Here is a 15,186-nt window from a genome sequence, read left to right on the forward strand (position 1 = left end):
ATGAACACCCTCACCCACTTCGCCACTCCTCAACTTCCATTGCTACACCGGGGCAAAGTGCGCGACAGCCTGCGCGCGCCCAGCGGCGACCGCCTCATCATCGTGACGGACCGCCTTTCGGCCTTCGACAGCGTGCTCGAAACGGCCATCCCGCACAAAGGCGCCGTGTTGAATGGCCTGGCCAACTTCTGGTTTGAAAAGACGGCCCACATCATTCCGAACCACGTCATCAAGCTCGTGGACGCCAACGCCATGCTGGTGAAGGAGGCCGCGCCCATTAAGGTGGAAATGGTGGTGCGCCAGTACCTGACGGGCTCGATGTGGCGCGGCTACCAGGCCGGCCAGCGCACGTTTTCGGGCGTGACCGTGCCCGATGGGATGACCAAGCACCAGCCCTTCCCGCAGGCCATCGTGACGCCAACGACCAAAGAGGAATCGGACCGCGAAATCACGCCCGACAACCTGGTGAGCGAAGGCTGGGTGACGAAGGAGCTGTACGACCAGATGGCCGTGAAAGCCCAGATGCTGTTTGCCGTGGGCTCGCAACTGCTGGCCGAAAAGGGCATCATTCTGGTCGATACCAAGTACGAGTTTGGCCTGCTGAACGGCAAGCTGATTCTCATCGACGAGATGCACACGCCGGACTCCTCCCGCTTCTGGGCGGCGGCAGACTACGCCAAAAATCCCGAAACGGCCGAGCAAATGGACAAGGAGTACGTCCGTCAGTGGCTCATTGCCAACAAAAAAGACGGCCAGTACCCGCGCGCCCTCACCCCGGAAGTAGCGCAGGAAGCCAGCCGCCGCTACCTCGACATCTACCAGCGCATCACCGGCGAGGCCCTGCCCACGGCCGACACCCACGGCCCCGACGCCCCCCACACCGGCCGCCAGGACGCCCGCGCCCGCATGCTGGCCAACCTCGTGCAGGCCGGCCTGATGAAGGACGCCTGGGTGAACATTGTGATGGACTCGCCGGCCGGCAAGGAGCACTGCGAGCAACTCCGCCGGCAGTTCGACGGCTACGACGTCTTCACTCAGTTGCGCGTGGCTTCGGCCCTCAACTTCGGCGAAGCCCTTGCCGGCATGGCTGAAATCTGGAACAACAGCCTGGAGCCCGGCGTCGTCCTCGCCGTGGCCGGCCTCGGCGGCGCCCTGGCGGCCGCCGTGAACGTGCCCGTGATTTCGTGCCCGCCCTACCACGACTACGCCGAGCTGGCCTTGAGCCTGAGCTCGTTGGCCCTCGTGCCCAGCGGCACGCCCAGCCTTACCGCGGTGCGCCCCGACAACGCCGCCCAAGCCGCCCTGCGCGCCCTGAACCTGCCCCGCCTCCGCGAGCGCCTCACCCAGGAACTCAACGCCACCAAAGCCCGGCTGAAAGCAGCGGACGAGGAACTGCGGGCACTTTAAGCAACCCCACCCCTGATGAACGCCACGGAACAGAAGCAGCTGGTTGAAGCCTACATCGCAGCGTACAACCGCTTTGATGTGGACGGCATGCTTGCGCCCCTGCACGACGACGTGGTGTTTCAGAACATTGCCGACGGCGCCGTGAATCTCACCACCACCGGCAAAGAGAGCTTCCGGCAACAAGCCGAACAGGCGTTGCCGTATTTCTCGCAGCGGGAGCAGCGGGCCTCCGAGTGGCAGGTGACCGATGGCTGGGTGGAAGTGGCCATTGACTACACCGGCGTGGCAGCCCTTGCATTTCCGAACGGCTTGAAGCCTGGTGACACCCTGCGCTTGCAGGGCAAGTCCGTCTTCCGCTTTGCCCACGGCCAGATTATTTCCATTCAAGACATCAGCTAAGCCGCTACAGGCTTCCCCATGTTGACCACCTCAAAAAACGTTTTGCTCCTTGGCTCCGGCGCGCGCGAGCACGCCTTGGCCGAAAAGCTGACCCGCGACGGGGCCACGGTGCACGTGCTGCCCGGCAACGCCGGCATCCCGAACAGCCAGCTGGGCTTCAACCCACTGGATTTTGAAGCGGTGCGGGCCTATGCCCAGGCCCAGGACTCCACGCTCATCGTGGTGGGCCCCGAGGCGCCGTTGGCGGCCGGCATCGCAGACTTTTTTGCCGGCTCCGACATCCGGGTGTTTGGCCCGACCCGCTCGGCGGCGCGGCTGGAAAGCTCGAAGGTGTGGAGCAAGGAGTTCATGCGCCGCCACGGCGTGGCCACGGCGCAGGCCTGGCCGTTTCGGAGCGACAACATTGCCGCCGCCCGCGCCAAAGCGGCCGAGCTGGGCGGGCACGTGGTGGTGAAGTACGACGGCCTGGCCGCCGGCAAGGGCGTGTACGTGTGCTCGTCGCCGGCCGAAGCCGAGGCCGCTTTCGATGACCTGCAAGCGAGCTATTCGGGCTGGTTTTCCTTTTTGCTCGAAGAAAAGCTGACCGGCCCCGAAATCAGCATCATCGGCCTCACCGATGGCATCACCATCCGCCTGCTGGCCACTTCGCAAGACCACAAGCAGCTGCTGGCCGGCGACCAGGGCCCCAACACCGGCGGCATGGGCGCCTACTGCCCCGTGCCCTTCGCCGACGACAACGTGCTGGCCGCCGTCCGCCGCGCCATTGTGGACCCCACGCTGCGAGGGCTGCAACGGGAGCAGTTTGCATTCCGGGGCTTTCTCTATTTCGGCATCATGCTCACGCCCAGCGGCCCCAAGCTGCTGGAGTACAACGTGCGCCTCGGCGACCCCGAAGCCGAAGTCCTGCTGCCCGCACTGGACAGCAGCCTGCTCACGCTCATCGAATCGACGCTGGATGGCAGCCTGGCCCAGCAGGGCGTGCGGCAGCGGCCGGGTGCGTTTGTGGGCGTGGTGCTGGCTTCGGGCGGCTACCCGGCGCCGACGTTTCCCACCGGCTTCCCCATCTCCGGCCTCGACCACCTGCCGGCCGACGTGCGCGCCTACCACGGCGCCACCCGGCGCAACGACGCCGGCCAGCTCGTGACCAACGGCGGCCGCGTGCTCGTGCTCACCGCCCACGGGCGCGACCTGGAAGAAGCCACCGCCCGCGCCTACGACGCCTGCGCCCGCGTCACCTTCGAAGGCGCCTACTTCCGCCCCGATATTGCCCAGCGCCCCGCGCCGGTGCTAACCGCCAGCGCCGTAAATTGAGACCAGAAGCCCAACTGAAACTGATGCAGCTCCTCGCCTCTTTTGAGCAATTCAAGCAGTCGACCCTGTCGTTTGGCGAGGGGGCGGGGGGGAGGAAGGTCCGCCTGGCCATCTTGCTGTCGGGCCGCGGCTCCAACATGCTGGCGCTGGTGGAAGCCACCAAAACCGGGGTGCTGAAAGACCTGGCCGAAGTGGTGGTGGTCTTCAGCAACAAGCCCGATGCGCCCGGCCTGGCCTTTGCCGCCGAGCAGGGCTGCCCGGTGGCCTCGCTGCCCAGCCAGGGCCGCAAGCGCGAAGCGTTCGATGCCGAAGCAGCGGCGCTGCTGCAGCAGTACCGGCCCGATGTGGTGGTGCTGGCGGGCTACATGCGCATTCTGTCGCCGGCCTTCATTCAGCCCTTCGCGGGCCGCATTCTCAACATTCACCCCGCCGACACCCACCAGCACCAGGGCCTGCACGCCTACGAATGGGCGTTTGAGAACCAACTGTCCGAAACCAAAATCACCGTGCACCTGGTTGACGAAGGGCTCGACACCGGCCCCATCCTCGCCCAACAAACCGTGGATTTGCGTGGGGCCGACACCCTGGCCGAGGTGGAGCGCCGCGGCTTGGCGGTGGAACACGAACTGTACGCCCGAACGCTGGCGTGGCTCATTACCAGCAAGCAATACGGCTTAATTGACCAGAAATAACTCCCTTTGATATGTGCGGAATAGTAGGTTTTCACGGTCCTGATGATGTAGTGGCCGACATGGTGGTGGGCCTCACCGCCCTGCAGCACCGCGGTCAGGACGCGGCCGGCATCGCCACCTTCGACGGCATGGCTTTCCACCTGCACAAGGGGCAGGGGCTGGTGAACGACGTGTTCAAGAAAAAGCACGTGAAGAAGCTCAAGGGCAACAGCGGCATCGGCCACGTGCGCTACACCACGCAGGGCGCCAACGACTCGAACCTGGCCCAGCCCTTCACCACCAGCTACCCCTTCGGGCTGGCCATGGTGCACAACGGCAACGTCATCAACTTTCGCGAGGTGGCCAAGCGCCTGCACGACCAGTACCACGTGCTGCCCAAAACCACCAACGACCTGGAGCTCATCATGTACACCTTCGCCTCGGAGCTGCGCGTGAAAGACCTGGACCACCTCTCCGTGGTCGACATTTTCGACGCCGTGGAAACCACCCAGGAGCTGGTGAAGGGCGCCTACGCCACCATTACGCTCATTGCCGGCCACGGCCTGCTGGCCTTCACCGACCCGCTGGGCATCCGGCCGCTGGTGCTGGGCCGGCGCGACACCGCGGCCGGGCCCGTGTACGCCTTCGCGTCGGAAAGCACCTGCTTCGATTTCCTGGGTTTCGAATTCATTAAAAACGTGGGCCCGGGCCAGGCCGTGTTCATCGACAACAACTTCCAGGTTCACTTCAAGAACCCCTACGCCCTGCCCAAGGCGTTTTGCGCCTTCGAGCAGATTTATTTCGCCCGCGAAGATTCCACCATTCACGGCCGCCTGGTGGCCCGCGAGCGGGTGCGCCTCGGCAAGCGCTTGGCCCGCAAAGTGGCCGACGCGGGCCTGCGGCCCGACATGGTGATTGACGTGCCCAGCTCCGGCTATTTCGCCGCCTCCGGGCTGGCCGAGGCCATCGGCGTGCCCTACCGCCGCGCCCTAGTGAAAAACAACCACATGGGCCGCTCCTTCATCGTGGCCACCCAGGCCGGGCGGGAGGACGTGGTGAAGAAGAAGCTGAACCCCATCCGGGAGTTTGTGGAGGGCAAGAAAGTGGCCGTGGTCGACGACAGCATCGTGCGCGGCACCACGTCGCGCCGCATCGTGCGGCTGCTGCGCGACGCCGGCGCTTCGGAGGTGTACTTCATTTCCAGTGCGCCGCCCATTGTGTCGCCCTGCATCTACGGCATCGACATGGCCATGAGCACCGAGCTCATTGCGGCCAACTACACGGAGGACGAAATCTGCCGCTACATCGAGGCCGACCGGGTGATTTACCAGGATTTGGCGGATTTGGAAGAGCTGTTTGCCGAAGAAAAAGGCCACGGCGGCAGCTGCTTCGCCTGCTTCTCGGGCAAGTACCCCACCGGCGACGTGACGCACTACCTGCGCCACATTCAGGAGGAGCGCGCCAGCCACCGCAACAGCAAAAAAGGCCAGTCGGTGAGCGCGAAAGCGCCGGCGCCCACGGAACATTAACGGGCGCCTCACCCCCGGTCCTGTCTCCTCAGGGAGAGGGGGCGCCAGACGAAGAAATCCAGTTAATCAAGCTTACCAATACTCCTGCGCCACCTCGGCACCTCCTCTCCCTTCGGAGAGGGGACCGGGGGGTGAGGCGAACCGCATGAACGACACCACCAACAACCCCGCCGGCTACTCCATCGAAGAAGGCAACGCCGCGTCCCGCAACGCCTACGGCTGGGCCAAAAAAACTTTTGCCAACCGCGCCGGCAAGCCCGGCGAAGCCGCCCAGGACCTCGACGGCGGCTTTGCCAACGAAATTCGCTTCGGCAACGCCCGCCTCGGCATCAGCTCCGACGGCATTGGGACCAAGATTGAGGTGGCCGAGCGCACCGGCCGCTACGACACCCTGGGCTTCGACCTGGTGGCCATGACCGCCGACGACCTCATCGTGGCCGGCTTCGTGCCCACCAACCTTTCCAACATCATCGACGTGAACCACCTCGACTACGACGTGGTGGACCAGATGATGCGCGGCCTGCACGACGCCTGCAACTTCGCCCAAATCGCCATCACCGGCGGCGAAATTGCGGAACTCGGCAACCGCATTGGCGGCTGGCCGGGCGCGAAGATGAACTTCAACTGGTGCTCCACGGCCATCGGCAGCCTGCACCCGAGCCTGGAGCGCCCCCTGAGCGGGCACACGGCCCAGGCCGGCATGGCTGTGGTGGCTTTGCAGTCGCCCTCCTTCCGCTCCAACGGCTACTCGCTGGCCCGCAAAACGCTCACGCGCCTTTTCGGCGACAACTGGCACGAGGCGCCCTACGACGGCGCCGACGCCGACCAGTACGCCACCTGGGGGGAGGCCCTGCTCGCCCCTTCGCTCATCTACTCGCCTGGGGTGGCGGCCCTGCTCGATGCCGGCCTGCCGCTGCACGGCGCCGCGCACATCACCGGCGGCGGCGTGGCCGATAATTTCCAGCGGGTGCTCAAAAACGGCCTGGGCGCGGTGCTGGATAATCTTTTTGCACCGCTGCCCGCCATGCAGCGCCTCTGCGAAATTGGCGCCATCGACACCGAAACGGCCTACCTCTACTGGAACATGGGCACCGGCATGCTGCTCGTGACCGAGCAAGCCAGCGCCGCCGCCGTGGTGGCCTCGCTGCAGGAAAATGGCTACGCGGCGCAAGTGGCCGGCCACCTCACGGCCGAGCGCGGCGTGACGCTGCGCGTGCGGGCCGGGGAGCTGCGCTACGCCTAGGCCTGGTACCTGATTGCACCGGCCTGCCTCGCTTTCGGGGCAGGCCGGTGCAATTATATATTGTTGTTTGAGTAATGCGGGGCGCGGTTTGCCGTTATTTGTGCTAAACGGCATCTCTTCTGCATGAATAGGAAACGACTCCTCAACGGCGCGGCGCTGGTATGTGGCTTGGTGGGTGTGTATTTCAAGCTCAATTGGTGGGCTGGTGCCGATGCGCTATTGCTGTCCGGCTTTGGGGCCTTGCTGGGTTCGGTGCTAGGCTTTACGGCCCGCGCCAATGCCGAAGCCGGCACCTCCGACGTGCTCAACTACGTCATGGTGGCCACCCTCACGCTGGGCATTCTGACCGTGGTGTTCCGCCTGATGCACTGGGCCGGCGACGGCCTCCTGGTCTGGGCTTCCGATGGCCTGCTCCTCGTGCTGGTCGTCATGCTCATCTTCTCCAAAAACCGCGTGGTGTCCCATCAGTTCGTCACCGTGCTGGCCATCTTTTTCACGCTGGTCATTGCGCTGCTCAGCTTTGTGCCGGGCCACCGGCCGGCGCCGCGCACCCAGCCAGAGCGTGCGGCGCCACAGGAAGAGGCCTGGCTGGAACTCGACTAAACCGGCAGCGCCTTGTCGCCGCGCGCGCGCCGCGGCTACGCCCCGCGTACCGGCTTTTTCTCCAGAATCAGCTCCGTGCGGTACTCGCAGAGCGTTTTTTCGAGGCCCACCGGGAAAATGTGCGGGTTGAGGAAGCGGCGGATGCTGGGGTCGAGGCTTTGCACCTCGCGCTGGGCATGGGCGCGGCTTTCGGCCAGCGTGGGCAGCTCCAGCACGCGTTTGCCCTGGCGGAAAACCGGCTCCAACAGCTCCTTGAACTTGGTTTCGGGCTTGATGGCCAGGCGGCGCGTGAGGTCGGCCGGGTCGATGAGGATGAGCTGGTCGGGTAAGGGCTGGGCGGTGTTGTAGAGCATGTCGGCGCGGGGCTTGCCGTGCTCGTTGAGGTAGCGCCGCACCTGCAAAATGCCCGGAATGCTGGTCTTGGCCACCTGCTCCGAGAGCTTGATGGTGAAATCCCAGCCCGAGTCGTCGGCTTTGCGCAGCGCGGCCAGCTTGTACACGCCGCCCAGCGCGGCTTGGTTGTAGGCCGTCACCAGCTGGGTGCCCACGCCCCAGGTGTCGATGCGGGCGCCCTGCTGCTTGAGGCTGGTGATGAGGTTTTCCTCCAGGTCGTTGCTGGCCACGATGCGCGTTTCCGTAAAGCCAGCTTCGTCGAGCACTGCCCGCGCCTCGCGGCTGAGGTAGGCCAGGTCGCCCGAATCGAGCCGAATGCCGGCCAGCTCGTGGCCCTTCGCCCGCATGTCGCGCGCCACCGAGATGGCCCGGCGCACGCCCTCAATGGTGTCGTAGGTATCCACCAGAAACACCGAGTCGTCCGGAAACGCCTGCGCGTAGGCCGAAAACGCCTGCGTTTCGTCGCCGAAGGCCTGCACCCAGCTGTGGGCGTGCGTGCCCTTCACCGGAATGCCGTAGCGCTGCCCGGCCAGCACGTTGCTGGTGGCGTCGGCGCCGCCCAGGTAGGCCGCCCGGCTGGCCCCCATGCCGCCGTCGAAGCCCTGGGCGCGGCGCAGGCCAAACTCCAGCACCTGGTCGGCGGGCCCGGCGGCCTCGCGGATGCGGGCGGCCTTGGTGGCAATCAGGGTCTGGAAGTTGATGAGCGTAAGCAGGGCCGTTTCGAGCAGCTGGGCTTGCAGCAGCGGCCCGCGCACGCGCATCAGCGGCTCGTTGCCAAACACCACCGTGCCTTCGGCCACGGCGTCGATGTCGCAGGTGAACTTCAGCTGGCGCAGGTAGTCCAGAAAGTCAGCCGGAAACATGGCCGCGCCTATGCTGCCGAGCAGGCTGCCCAGGTAAGCCAGGTCGTCTTCGGAGAAACGCAGGTTTTCTACCCAGTCCACGGCCAGGGCCAGGCCCGCCGCCACCGCGTAGCCGCCCTGGAAGGGCGCCTTGCGAAAGTAGAGATGAAACACGGCCTCGCGGTCTTGCATGCCCTGCTGCCAGTAGCCATAGGCCATGGTGAGTTGGTACAGGTCGGTGACGAGGGCGAGCGAGGGCGCGTAGAGGCCGGAAAGGGGGGCTGTGTTCATACCGCGAAGTAACAGCGGGGCGGGCCTTTTTGCTTTTGGGGGCTGGGCGCAACGGCCCGCGCGGCCCTACCTTGGCGGCCCCATGAGCAAGAAACGCGCCGCTGCCCCCGCCACCACGCCCGAGAAAACGTCCCCCGAACTGGTCCGCTCGCTCGATGTGCGCTGGCGGCTGGGGCTGGCGCTGCTGGTGGGCGGGCTGGCGGCCTGGCTGCTGCCCTACGCCCTGGCCCCGTGGATGCCGACGGCCGAAATCGGCCCGCTGGCCCGCACCGTCATGGGCTGGGTCGCGTTTGGGGCGGCCGATTTGGTGCAGGTGCTGCTGGGCATGTGGGAGGCCGATACCGAAGACATTCGCTGCGTGGCCGCTACCGAAGACCTGCCCCGCACCTTGGGCTTCGTAATGGTGCTGGTGGCGGCCCTGGCCAGCCTGGGCGCGGTGGTGGGCCTGCTGCATTCGCTCGACAAGCTGCCGCCCCGCGTGAGCACGCTGCACGTGGCGCTCAGCGTAGCCGCTGTGGTGCTGGCCTGGCTGCTGGTGCACGTGGTGTTCACGCTGCGCTACGCCCACACGTATTACGACCAGGACGAAGAAACCGGCCGCGACGTGGGCGGCCTCGTGTTCCCCGACGACCAGGGCGACGCCACCCGGCCCAAACTCAAGCCCAACTACATCGACTTCGCCTATTTCTCCTTCGTCATCGGCATGACGGCCCAGACCGCCGACATCGCCATTGCCAGCCGCGAGCTGCGCGGGGTGGCGCTGCTGCACGGCTGCGTGTCGTTTCTGTTCAATACCGTCATCGTGGCCCTCACCATCGGCACCGTGGGCGGCCTGCTGAATTAGTGATTAGTGATGAATGTCTAGTAACGCAGTACCCACCATTAATCACTAACCATTTATCATTAAGAAATCAGCCCCCGACTCACGGCCAGCTTGATAAGAGCGGCGGTGTTCTTGGCCTGGGTTTTGGCGATGATGTTTTGGCGGTGGGTTTCGATGGTGCGCTTGCTGGTGAAGAGCTTGTCGGCGATTTCGCCGTTGGTGAGGCCTTCGGCGATGAGCTTGAGCACTTCGAGCTCGCGGGCCGTGAGGTCGGCGCCGGCGTGGGCGGCGCCGTCGTCGGAGGAAGCACTGCCCACGCCCGAGGAATTGGCCACGGCCTTGTAGAGCATGTTCAGGCCGATTTCGGTGCACAGAAACGGACTGCCAGAGGCCACCGTGCGAATGGCGTAGGTGATTTCGCTGATGGCCGCATTTTTAAGCACGTAGCCCAGGGCCCCGGCTTCCAGCATGCGGGCCACGTAGTTTTCGTGGTCGAGCATGGTGAGCACCAGCACGTGCACCTCCGGAAAGCGGCGGCGCAGCTCCGGCATGGTGGCAAAACCGTCCATGACGGGCATTTGCACGTCCATCAGCACCACGTCGGCGGGCGTGGTTTCGAGCATGGCCAGGACCTCGGCGCCGTTGCCGGCTTCGCCCACCACGTCGAGGTCGGCATCGGCAGAAAGCAACGCCCGGATGCCGTCGCGCAGAATGGTGTGGTCGTCAGCTAGCAGGATGCGGGTCATAGCAGGGAAGGGGTTAGCAGTGTCGGAACGGGCATTGGCCAGCAAAGTTGGGCCCACAAGCGTATACGGAAAAAAGGGCTCCGTATTTGTACCATTTCGGCGCCCCGCATCCTGCTTTTTTAAGGGATTAATACGGCTTTTATTGCCATATTTAGGGTTCAGCTTCGCGCACCCAGTATTTTCGGGTTGCTTAAAACCAATTTTTTAGTGGCCGGTTCTGCCAACGGCTTACTACGGTTCCCCGCTTTATTTCTATGATTCGCTTGCTTCTCACCGATGGCCACGCTCCTGTGCGCGCGGCACTCCGCTTGGGTTTGGTGGCGGCCGGTAGCATCGAAATAGTAGGCGAAGCCGGCCACGGCGATGAGCTATTGGCTTTGCTGGCCACCGCCGCGCCCACCGTGGTGCTGCTCGACCTGAGCCTGCCCGGCCCCGACGCCTTTGCTCTGCTGCCGGCCCTGCGCGGCCAATACCCGCAGCTGCGCGTGCTGGCCCGCGGCGAGCTCACCAGCGAGCAATACGTGGCCCGGGCTTTCGACCTCGGCAGCCACGGCTACGTGCTCAAAAATGCCCTAATGCCGGAGTTGGTCCACGGCTTGGCGGCCGTGGCCGCCGGCCGGCCCTTCTTGTGCTCAGCCATCGGACTGGCGCTGCTCGGCCGCCTCTACACCGGCACGCCCGCCGACGGCGACGCCGCCCGCCTGGCGCTGGGCCTGAGCAAGCGCGAAATGGAGGTGCTGAGCCTGGTGGCCGAAGGTTTCACCAACGCCGAAATTGCTATCAAGCTTTTCACCAGCAAGCGCACCGTCGAAACCCACCGCCAAAACATCATGGAAAAGACCCAGACCCGCAACACGGCCGCCCTCATCCGACTGGCTGCCATTCAGGGCCTGCTGCCGGAATAGCCAGGGTAATGCGTAAGTGAGTAAATCACGACACTTCACTCATTTACCAGCTTACCCATTACTCTGCGCGGCGATGATGAACTCGGCCAGCTCGCGGAAGCAGCCGTGGCCGCCGGCGGTCTGGCAATGAAAATTGGCCGCCGCGCGGGCAAACGACGTGGCATCGCCGGGGCAGGCCGAAAAGCCCACCATGCCCAGAATCTCCAGGTCGTTGGTGTCGTCGCCGATGAAGGCAATTTCGTCGGCCGCCAGCCCGGTGCGGGCCATGATTTCGCGCAGGCAGGCGGGCTTGTCCTTGATGCCCAGATGTAGCTCTTCGATGCGCAGCTTGGCCGCCCGCGTGCGCACCGACGGCGACACTTCGCCCGTGACGATGCCCGTGGCAATGCCGTGGTGGCGCAGGCGTTCCACGCCCATGCCGTCGCGGATGTTGAAGCGCTTCATTTCCTCGCCGCGCTCGGAATAATACACGCCCCCGTCGGTGAGTACGCCGTCGCAATCGGTGAGCACCAAGCGCACGCGGCGGGCACGGGCAGTGAGGTCGGCTAGTTTCATAAAAACAAGAAAAAGCAAGGAGAGGAAACGGACAAAAAGCGCAGGCCAGGCGCAATGCGAGCGCAAGAACGGCACAGAACCGTAAACCAGCACCGCCCACGAATTGGGATTATCCCGCAGTGCCTATCTTAGCTCTAGTTAACTTATCCAGCTTGTATCATATGAAGAATTACTTGACTATCGTGGCCCTGACGGGCAGCTTGCTACCGTTTCAGTGCCTGGCGCAGCACCGCGAGGCCGTGATTGCCGCCGAAAACGCTTTTGCCGCGCAGGCCGCGCAGGCCGGCACCCGGGCCGCTTTTTTGGCCAATAGCGCCCCCACCGCCCTGGTGGCCGAAAACGGCCGCCTGGCCAACGCCCAGGAGGTGTGGCAGGCCCGCCCGGCCCAGGCCAACACTCGCTTGCTGTGGTATCCCGTGCTGGCCGACGTGGCCCAGTCGGGCGACGTGGGTTACACCACCGGCCCTTGGAACGTGCTGAAAGACGGGCGGCCCCAGGCTAGCGGCGAGTACGTGACGGTGTGGCGCAAGCAGCCCGACGGCACCTGGAAATTTGCCGTTGATATGGGCATCGAGCGCATCGGCAGCGCACCGGCCAAGGCGGCCACCGTGCCGCAGCCGCGCTTGCAAGTGGCCGTGGCCACGCCCAGCATGGCCCCCTCCAGCGTGGTGCTCGACGTAGACCGCCGCTTTGCCGAAGCCGAGCTGTCGAAGCCCGGCGCCACTTACCAGCAATACCTCAGCGCCGAAGCCCGCCTCTACCGCCCGGGCCTGTCGATGATGCAGGGCGCCGCGGCCGTGGCCAACATGAAAAACCTCGATTCCGGCTACGCGTTTGCCCCCACCACCGGCTATCTGGCCGCGGCCGGCGACCTGGGCTACGTGGTGGGCACGCTGCGCCGCTTCGCCACGGCCAAGCACCCCGAAGAAAACGGCAGCTACCTGCGCATTTGGCGCCGCGAGGCCGTGGCCGGCTGGCGCCTGGTGCTAGAAGTGTTCAACCTGACCAATCCCCCGGTAGACGCGGCCGCCGTGCCCGTGCCGGCACCCGAAAACGTGAGCGGCAGCGCCGGCCCATCTAAGCGGGCTCAGTAAATAAAAGCTTGCATGTAAAAACCCTCGCTGCATCTGCAGCGAGGGTTTTTTGTAACTTTTGGGAAGCCCCCGCCGGGCCGCTAGCAACGGGCGCGTAAGGCTCGGCGAACCGGTGCGTCTAGCCCGGCACGGCGCCGATTTCGCAGGGCCCCGTTCCTTCCTCTCATAATTTCCAGACCATGAAGAATTACATGCTGCTTGCGCTGCCACTCGGCGGCATTGTGCTGGCGCTGGCGTCGGCGGTGCCTGCGCCGGACGTCGCGGGCCGGGTGCCGGTGGTGGTGGAGCTGTTCACGTCGGAAGGCTGCTCCAGTTGCCCTAGCGCCGACGCGGCCCTGCGCGAGCTGGAAAAGTCCCAGACGGTACCCGGCGTCGAGGTTATCGCCCTCGGCGAGCACGTGGACTACTGGAATCGGCTGGGCTGGAAGGACGTGTTTTCTGCGCCGGCCTACACCGAGCGCCAGCGGCAGTACGCCAGCGGCTTCGGCACGGGCTCCTACACGCCCCAGGCGGTGGTGGCCGGCCGCTACGAGTTTGTGGGCAGCCGCAGCGGCGAGCTGGCCGCCACCGTGGCCAAGGCCGCCCACGCGCCGCAGGCCGCGCTGAGCGTGGCCGTAAGCGGCGGCCAGGCCCGGGTGGAGGTGCGCAGCCTGCCCGCCGGCACCCCTGCGGCCGAGGTGTTGCTGGCCATCACGGAAAAGGGTTTGGCGTCGCAGGTGGGGCGGGGCGAAAACTCGGGCCGTCTGTTGCGCCACGCCTCGGTGGTGCGCCGGCTGCTGCCGCTGGGCCGCGTGCGCGCCGATGGCACCTTTGCCGCCACCGCCGAGCTGCCGCTGGCGCCCGACTGGAAGCGCGCCAACCTGCGGGCCGTGGTTCTAGTGCAAGAAACGGCCTCGCGCCACGTGGTGGGCGCCGCTTCGGCCACCTTGCAGGACTGATGCGAGGCGCACTAGCCGTGCGTATGGCCCAATCAATCCGGGCGCTGGCGTAATCTTGCAGCGCAACCTGTGCCCCTTTGCCTGCATGACCCCAGTCACCCCCGTTCCGGCGCTTTGGCCCGACCGTTTTGGCGACGAGCTGTACCGCTTCGCCCTCAGCCGCGTGAGCGACGCCGATGTGGCCGAAGAGCTGGTGCAGGAAACGTTCCTGAGTGCCCTCGACGGCTTGGCCACGTTTCGGGCCGAGGCTTCTGAGCGCACCTGGCTGTTCGTCATCCTGCGCCGCAAAATCATCGACCACTACCGGCGGCAGGCGCGCGCCACCCAGGTCAGCTTAGATGAGCTGAGCGAAAACGGCACCACCGAAGCCGACTTCTTTGTACCCGAAAACGGCCATTGGACGGGTCCGCAAGCACCCGCCAGCTGGCTCAACGCCGACGCGGCCCTGGAGCAGCAGGAACTGCACGAAATCCTGCAGCGCTGCCAGGAGCGCCTTTCGCCGCAGCAGGGCGCCGTGTTTGCCATGCGGTTTGTGGAGGAATTATCGGCCGAAGAAATTTGTCAGGAGCTCGGCCTGAGTTCGGCCAACTACTGGGTCATCGTGCACCGCGCCAAGCTGCAGCTGCGCCGCTGCCTCGAAAAACACGGCCTCGGCAAGAAGTAAGAACTGATTATGCTACGACTCATTACCTGCCAACACGCCACGCTGCTGCTAGAAAAGCGCGCCGACGGCGCATTGCCCCAAACCCAGCGCGCCAGCCTGTGGCTGCACCTGCGCTACTGCCCCTACTGCAACCGCTACGCCAAGCAAACGGTGCTCATTGCGGAATGGGCCCGCGCTGCCGCTGCCGGCCGCGCCCATTCCGCCGCCACGCTGTCGGAGGCCGCCAAGGAGCGTATGCGTCAGCGTTTGCGCGCGGCCGGGTAGCCGTCCGTCATCTCCACAGCCGCGAGGCAGTTCGCTCAGCCAAGTTCAAACCTATATATCGCAAAAAGCCCCAACACTGCGTAGTGTTGGGGCTTTTCACGTTATTCGATTGGTCGCTGCGCGCAGGACGGATTGCCCCGTGGCGCACGCCATGACGGCGGCTCCCGGGCAACGCCCGTTTAGGCGCCCGTCGGGGCCAGGCGCACCACCAAGCCGTCGGTGCGGGGCGTGAGGCGAATCTGGCAGCTCAGGCGCGAGCCCAGGTGCACCACGGGTAAGGTTTCGAGCATGTCGAGTTCGGCGTCTTCGGGCTCGGGCAAGGCGGGGCCGGCCAGCACTTCCACGTGGCAGGTGGCGCAGAGGGCCATGCCGCCGCAGGTGGCCATGATGTCGTAGCCGCTGGCTTTGAGCAGCTCCATCAGGCTCAGGCCCATGTCGGTGGGCGCCATGATTTCGCGGCGCTGGCCGGGAGCTTCTTCAACGTAGATGCGGATATCTTCTTCCATAT

General features: G+C 65.3%; 17 protein-coding genes. 13 read left to right on the plus strand and 4 right to left on the minus strand.

What is annotated here, in order from left to right:
• The 7 genes from JAO73_RS06940 to JAO73_RS06970 all read left to right on the plus strand — a co-directional run bounded on the left by JAO73_RS06940 (position 1) and on the right by JAO73_RS06970 (position 7,163).
• The gene (locus JAO73_RS06940; RefSeq protein ID WP_198976366.1) at positions 1–1,407 is read left to right on the plus strand and encodes a phosphoribosylaminoimidazolesuccinocarboxamide synthase; all 1,407 of its coding nucleotides are present in this window, start codon (positions 1–3) and stop codon (positions 1,405–1,407) included.
• A 15-nt stretch (positions 1,408–1,422) separates the two neighbouring features.
• Positions 1,423–1,806, plus strand: a complete 384-nt coding sequence (locus JAO73_RS06945; protein ID WP_198976367.1) for a nuclear transport factor 2 family protein — start codon at positions 1,423–1,425, stop codon at positions 1,804–1,806.
• A gap of 18 nt (positions 1,807–1,824) precedes the next feature.
• The gene (gene purD, locus JAO73_RS06950) at positions 1,825–3,117 is read left to right on the plus strand and encodes a phosphoribosylamine--glycine ligase (protein WP_198976368.1); all 1,293 of its coding nucleotides are present in this window, start codon (positions 1,825–1,827) and stop codon (positions 3,115–3,117) included.
• Positions 3,118–3,140: 23 nt separating this feature from the next.
• The gene (gene purN, locus JAO73_RS06955; protein ID WP_198976369.1) at positions 3,141–3,809 is read left to right on the plus strand and encodes a phosphoribosylglycinamide formyltransferase; all 669 of its coding nucleotides are present in this window, start codon (positions 3,141–3,143) and stop codon (positions 3,807–3,809) included.
• Positions 3,810–3,820: 11 nt separating this feature from the next.
• On the plus strand, positions 3,821–5,317 hold the full coding sequence (gene purF, locus JAO73_RS06960) for an amidophosphoribosyltransferase (protein WP_198976370.1): 1,497 nt from the start codon (positions 3,821–3,823) through the stop codon (positions 5,315–5,317).
• Positions 5,318–5,462: 145 nt separating this feature from the next.
• Positions 5,463–6,560 (plus strand): AIR synthase-related protein, encoded by a 1,098-nt coding sequence (locus JAO73_RS06965; protein WP_198976371.1) that lies wholly within the window; start codon positions 5,463–5,465, stop codon positions 6,558–6,560.
• A gap of 123 nt (positions 6,561–6,683) precedes the next feature.
• Positions 6,684–7,163 (plus strand): hypothetical protein, encoded by a 480-nt coding sequence (locus tag JAO73_RS06970; protein ID WP_198976372.1) that lies wholly within the window; start codon positions 6,684–6,686, stop codon positions 7,161–7,163.
• Between the two features lie 35 nt (positions 7,164–7,198).
• Here the strand turns inward: JAO73_RS06970 and JAO73_RS06975 are convergent, their stop codons facing one another.
• Entirely contained in the window at positions 7,199–8,689 is a 1,491-nt protein-coding gene (locus tag JAO73_RS06975; RefSeq protein ID WP_198976373.1) for a nicotinate phosphoribosyltransferase, read from the minus strand.
• Between the two features lie 82 nt (positions 8,690–8,771).
• On the opposite strand from JAO73_RS06975, the gene JAO73_RS06980 reads away from it, so the two are divergent.
• Entirely contained in the window at positions 8,772–9,533 is a 762-nt protein-coding gene (locus JAO73_RS06980; RefSeq protein ID WP_198976374.1) for a DUF1345 domain-containing protein, read from the plus strand.
• Between the two features lie 59 nt (positions 9,534–9,592).
• On the opposite strand, the gene JAO73_RS06985 is transcribed toward JAO73_RS06980, so the two are convergent.
• Positions 9,593–10,258, minus strand: coding sequence for a response regulator (locus JAO73_RS06985; RefSeq protein ID WP_198976375.1), 666 nt, complete (start codon positions 10,256–10,258; stop codon positions 9,593–9,595).
• A 254-nt stretch (positions 10,259–10,512) separates the two neighbouring features.
• Here JAO73_RS06985 and JAO73_RS06990 point away from each other — a divergent pair, with 254 nt between their 5' ends.
• The gene (locus JAO73_RS06990) at positions 10,513–11,163 is read left to right on the plus strand and encodes a LuxR C-terminal-related transcriptional regulator (RefSeq protein WP_198976376.1); all 651 of its coding nucleotides are present in this window, start codon (positions 10,513–10,515) and stop codon (positions 11,161–11,163) included.
• Between the two features lie 51 nt (positions 11,164–11,214).
• On the opposite strand, the gene JAO73_RS06995 is transcribed toward JAO73_RS06990, so the two are convergent.
• On the minus strand, positions 11,215–11,718 hold the full coding sequence (locus JAO73_RS06995; protein ID WP_198976377.1) for a KdsC family phosphatase: 504 nt from the start codon (positions 11,716–11,718) through the stop codon (positions 11,215–11,217).
• 161 nt (positions 11,719–11,879) lie between these two features.
• Here JAO73_RS06995 and JAO73_RS07000 point away from each other — a divergent pair, with 161 nt between their 5' ends.
• From JAO73_RS07000 to JAO73_RS07015, 4 genes are all read left to right on the plus strand, one after another.
• Complete coding sequence (locus JAO73_RS07000; RefSeq protein ID WP_198976378.1) at positions 11,880–12,812, plus strand: DUF4440 domain-containing protein; 933 nt, start codon at positions 11,880–11,882, stop codon at positions 12,810–12,812.
• A gap of 179 nt (positions 12,813–12,991) precedes the next feature.
• Complete coding sequence (locus JAO73_RS07005) at positions 12,992–13,750, plus strand: DUF1223 domain-containing protein (protein WP_198976379.1); 759 nt, start codon at positions 12,992–12,994, stop codon at positions 13,748–13,750.
• An 85-nt stretch (positions 13,751–13,835) separates the two neighbouring features.
• The gene (locus tag JAO73_RS07010; protein ID WP_198976380.1) at positions 13,836–14,414 is read left to right on the plus strand and encodes a sigma-70 family RNA polymerase sigma factor; all 579 of its coding nucleotides are present in this window, start codon (positions 13,836–13,838) and stop codon (positions 14,412–14,414) included.
• A gap of 9 nt (positions 14,415–14,423) precedes the next feature.
• Positions 14,424–14,678, plus strand: a complete 255-nt coding sequence (locus tag JAO73_RS07015) for an anti-sigma factor family protein (protein WP_198976381.1) — start codon at positions 14,424–14,426, stop codon at positions 14,676–14,678.
• A gap of 179 nt (positions 14,679–14,857) precedes the next feature.
• On the opposite strand, the gene JAO73_RS07020 is transcribed toward JAO73_RS07015, so the two are convergent.
• Positions 14,858–15,184, minus strand: coding sequence for a 2Fe-2S iron-sulfur cluster-binding protein (locus JAO73_RS07020; protein ID WP_198976382.1), 327 nt, complete (start codon positions 15,182–15,184; stop codon positions 14,858–14,860).
• Between the last annotated feature and the right edge of the window lie 2 nt (positions 15,185–15,186).

Origin of the sequence: Hymenobacter miniatus (assembly GCF_016427455.1) — a bacterium.
Lineage (GTDB): Bacteria > Bacteroidota > Bacteroidia > Cytophagales > Hymenobacteraceae > Hymenobacter > Hymenobacter armeniacus.

Excerpts from the sequence above, each read along its gene's own strand:
- purF (WP_198976370.1), top strand. The coding sequence starts at position 3,821 with ATGTGCGGAATAGTAGGTTTTCACGGTCCTGATGATGTAGTGGCCGAC.
- purD (WP_198976368.1), top strand. The coding sequence starts at position 1,825 with ATGTTGACCACCTCAAAAAACGTTTTGCTCCTTGGCTCCGGCGCGCGC.
- JAO73_RS07005 (WP_198976379.1), top strand. The coding sequence starts at position 12,992 with ATGAAGAATTACATGCTGCTTGCGCTGCCACTCGGCGGCATTGTGCTG.
- JAO73_RS07015 (WP_198976381.1), top strand. The coding sequence starts at position 14,424 with ATGCTACGACTCATTACCTGCCAACACGCCACGCTGCTGCTAGAAAAG.
- JAO73_RS06940 (WP_198976366.1), top strand. The coding sequence starts at position 1 with ATGAACACCCTCACCCACTTCGCCACTCCTCAACTTCCATTGCTACAC.
- JAO73_RS06975 (WP_198976373.1), bottom strand. The coding sequence starts at position 8,689 with ATGAACACAGCCCCCCTTTCCGGCCTCTACGCGCCCTCGCTCGCCCTC.
- JAO73_RS06980 (WP_198976374.1), top strand. The coding sequence starts at position 8,772 with ATGAGCAAGAAACGCGCCGCTGCCCCCGCCACCACGCCCGAGAAAACG.
- purN (WP_198976369.1), top strand. The coding sequence starts at position 3,141 with ATGCAGCTCCTCGCCTCTTTTGAGCAATTCAAGCAGTCGACCCTGTCG.
- JAO73_RS07020 (WP_198976382.1), bottom strand. The coding sequence starts at position 15,184 with ATGGAAGAAGATATCCGCATCTACGTTGAAGAAGCTCCCGGCCAGCGC.
- JAO73_RS06990 (WP_198976376.1), top strand. The coding sequence starts at position 10,513 with ATGATTCGCTTGCTTCTCACCGATGGCCACGCTCCTGTGCGCGCGGCA.
- JAO73_RS06945 (WP_198976367.1), top strand. The coding sequence starts at position 1,423 with ATGAACGCCACGGAACAGAAGCAGCTGGTTGAAGCCTACATCGCAGCG.
- JAO73_RS06970 (WP_198976372.1), top strand. The coding sequence starts at position 6,684 with ATGAATAGGAAACGACTCCTCAACGGCGCGGCGCTGGTATGTGGCTTG.
- JAO73_RS06985 (WP_198976375.1), bottom strand. The coding sequence starts at position 10,258 with ATGACCCGCATCCTGCTAGCTGACGACCACACCATTCTGCGCGACGGC.
- JAO73_RS06995 (WP_198976377.1), bottom strand. The coding sequence starts at position 11,718 with ATGAAACTAGCCGACCTCACTGCCCGTGCCCGCCGCGTGCGCTTGGTG.
- JAO73_RS07010 (WP_198976380.1), top strand. The coding sequence starts at position 13,836 with ATGACCCCAGTCACCCCCGTTCCGGCGCTTTGGCCCGACCGTTTTGGC.
- JAO73_RS06965 (WP_198976371.1), top strand. The coding sequence starts at position 5,463 with ATGAACGACACCACCAACAACCCCGCCGGCTACTCCATCGAAGAAGGC.
- JAO73_RS07000 (WP_198976378.1), top strand. The coding sequence starts at position 11,880 with ATGAAGAATTACTTGACTATCGTGGCCCTGACGGGCAGCTTGCTACCG.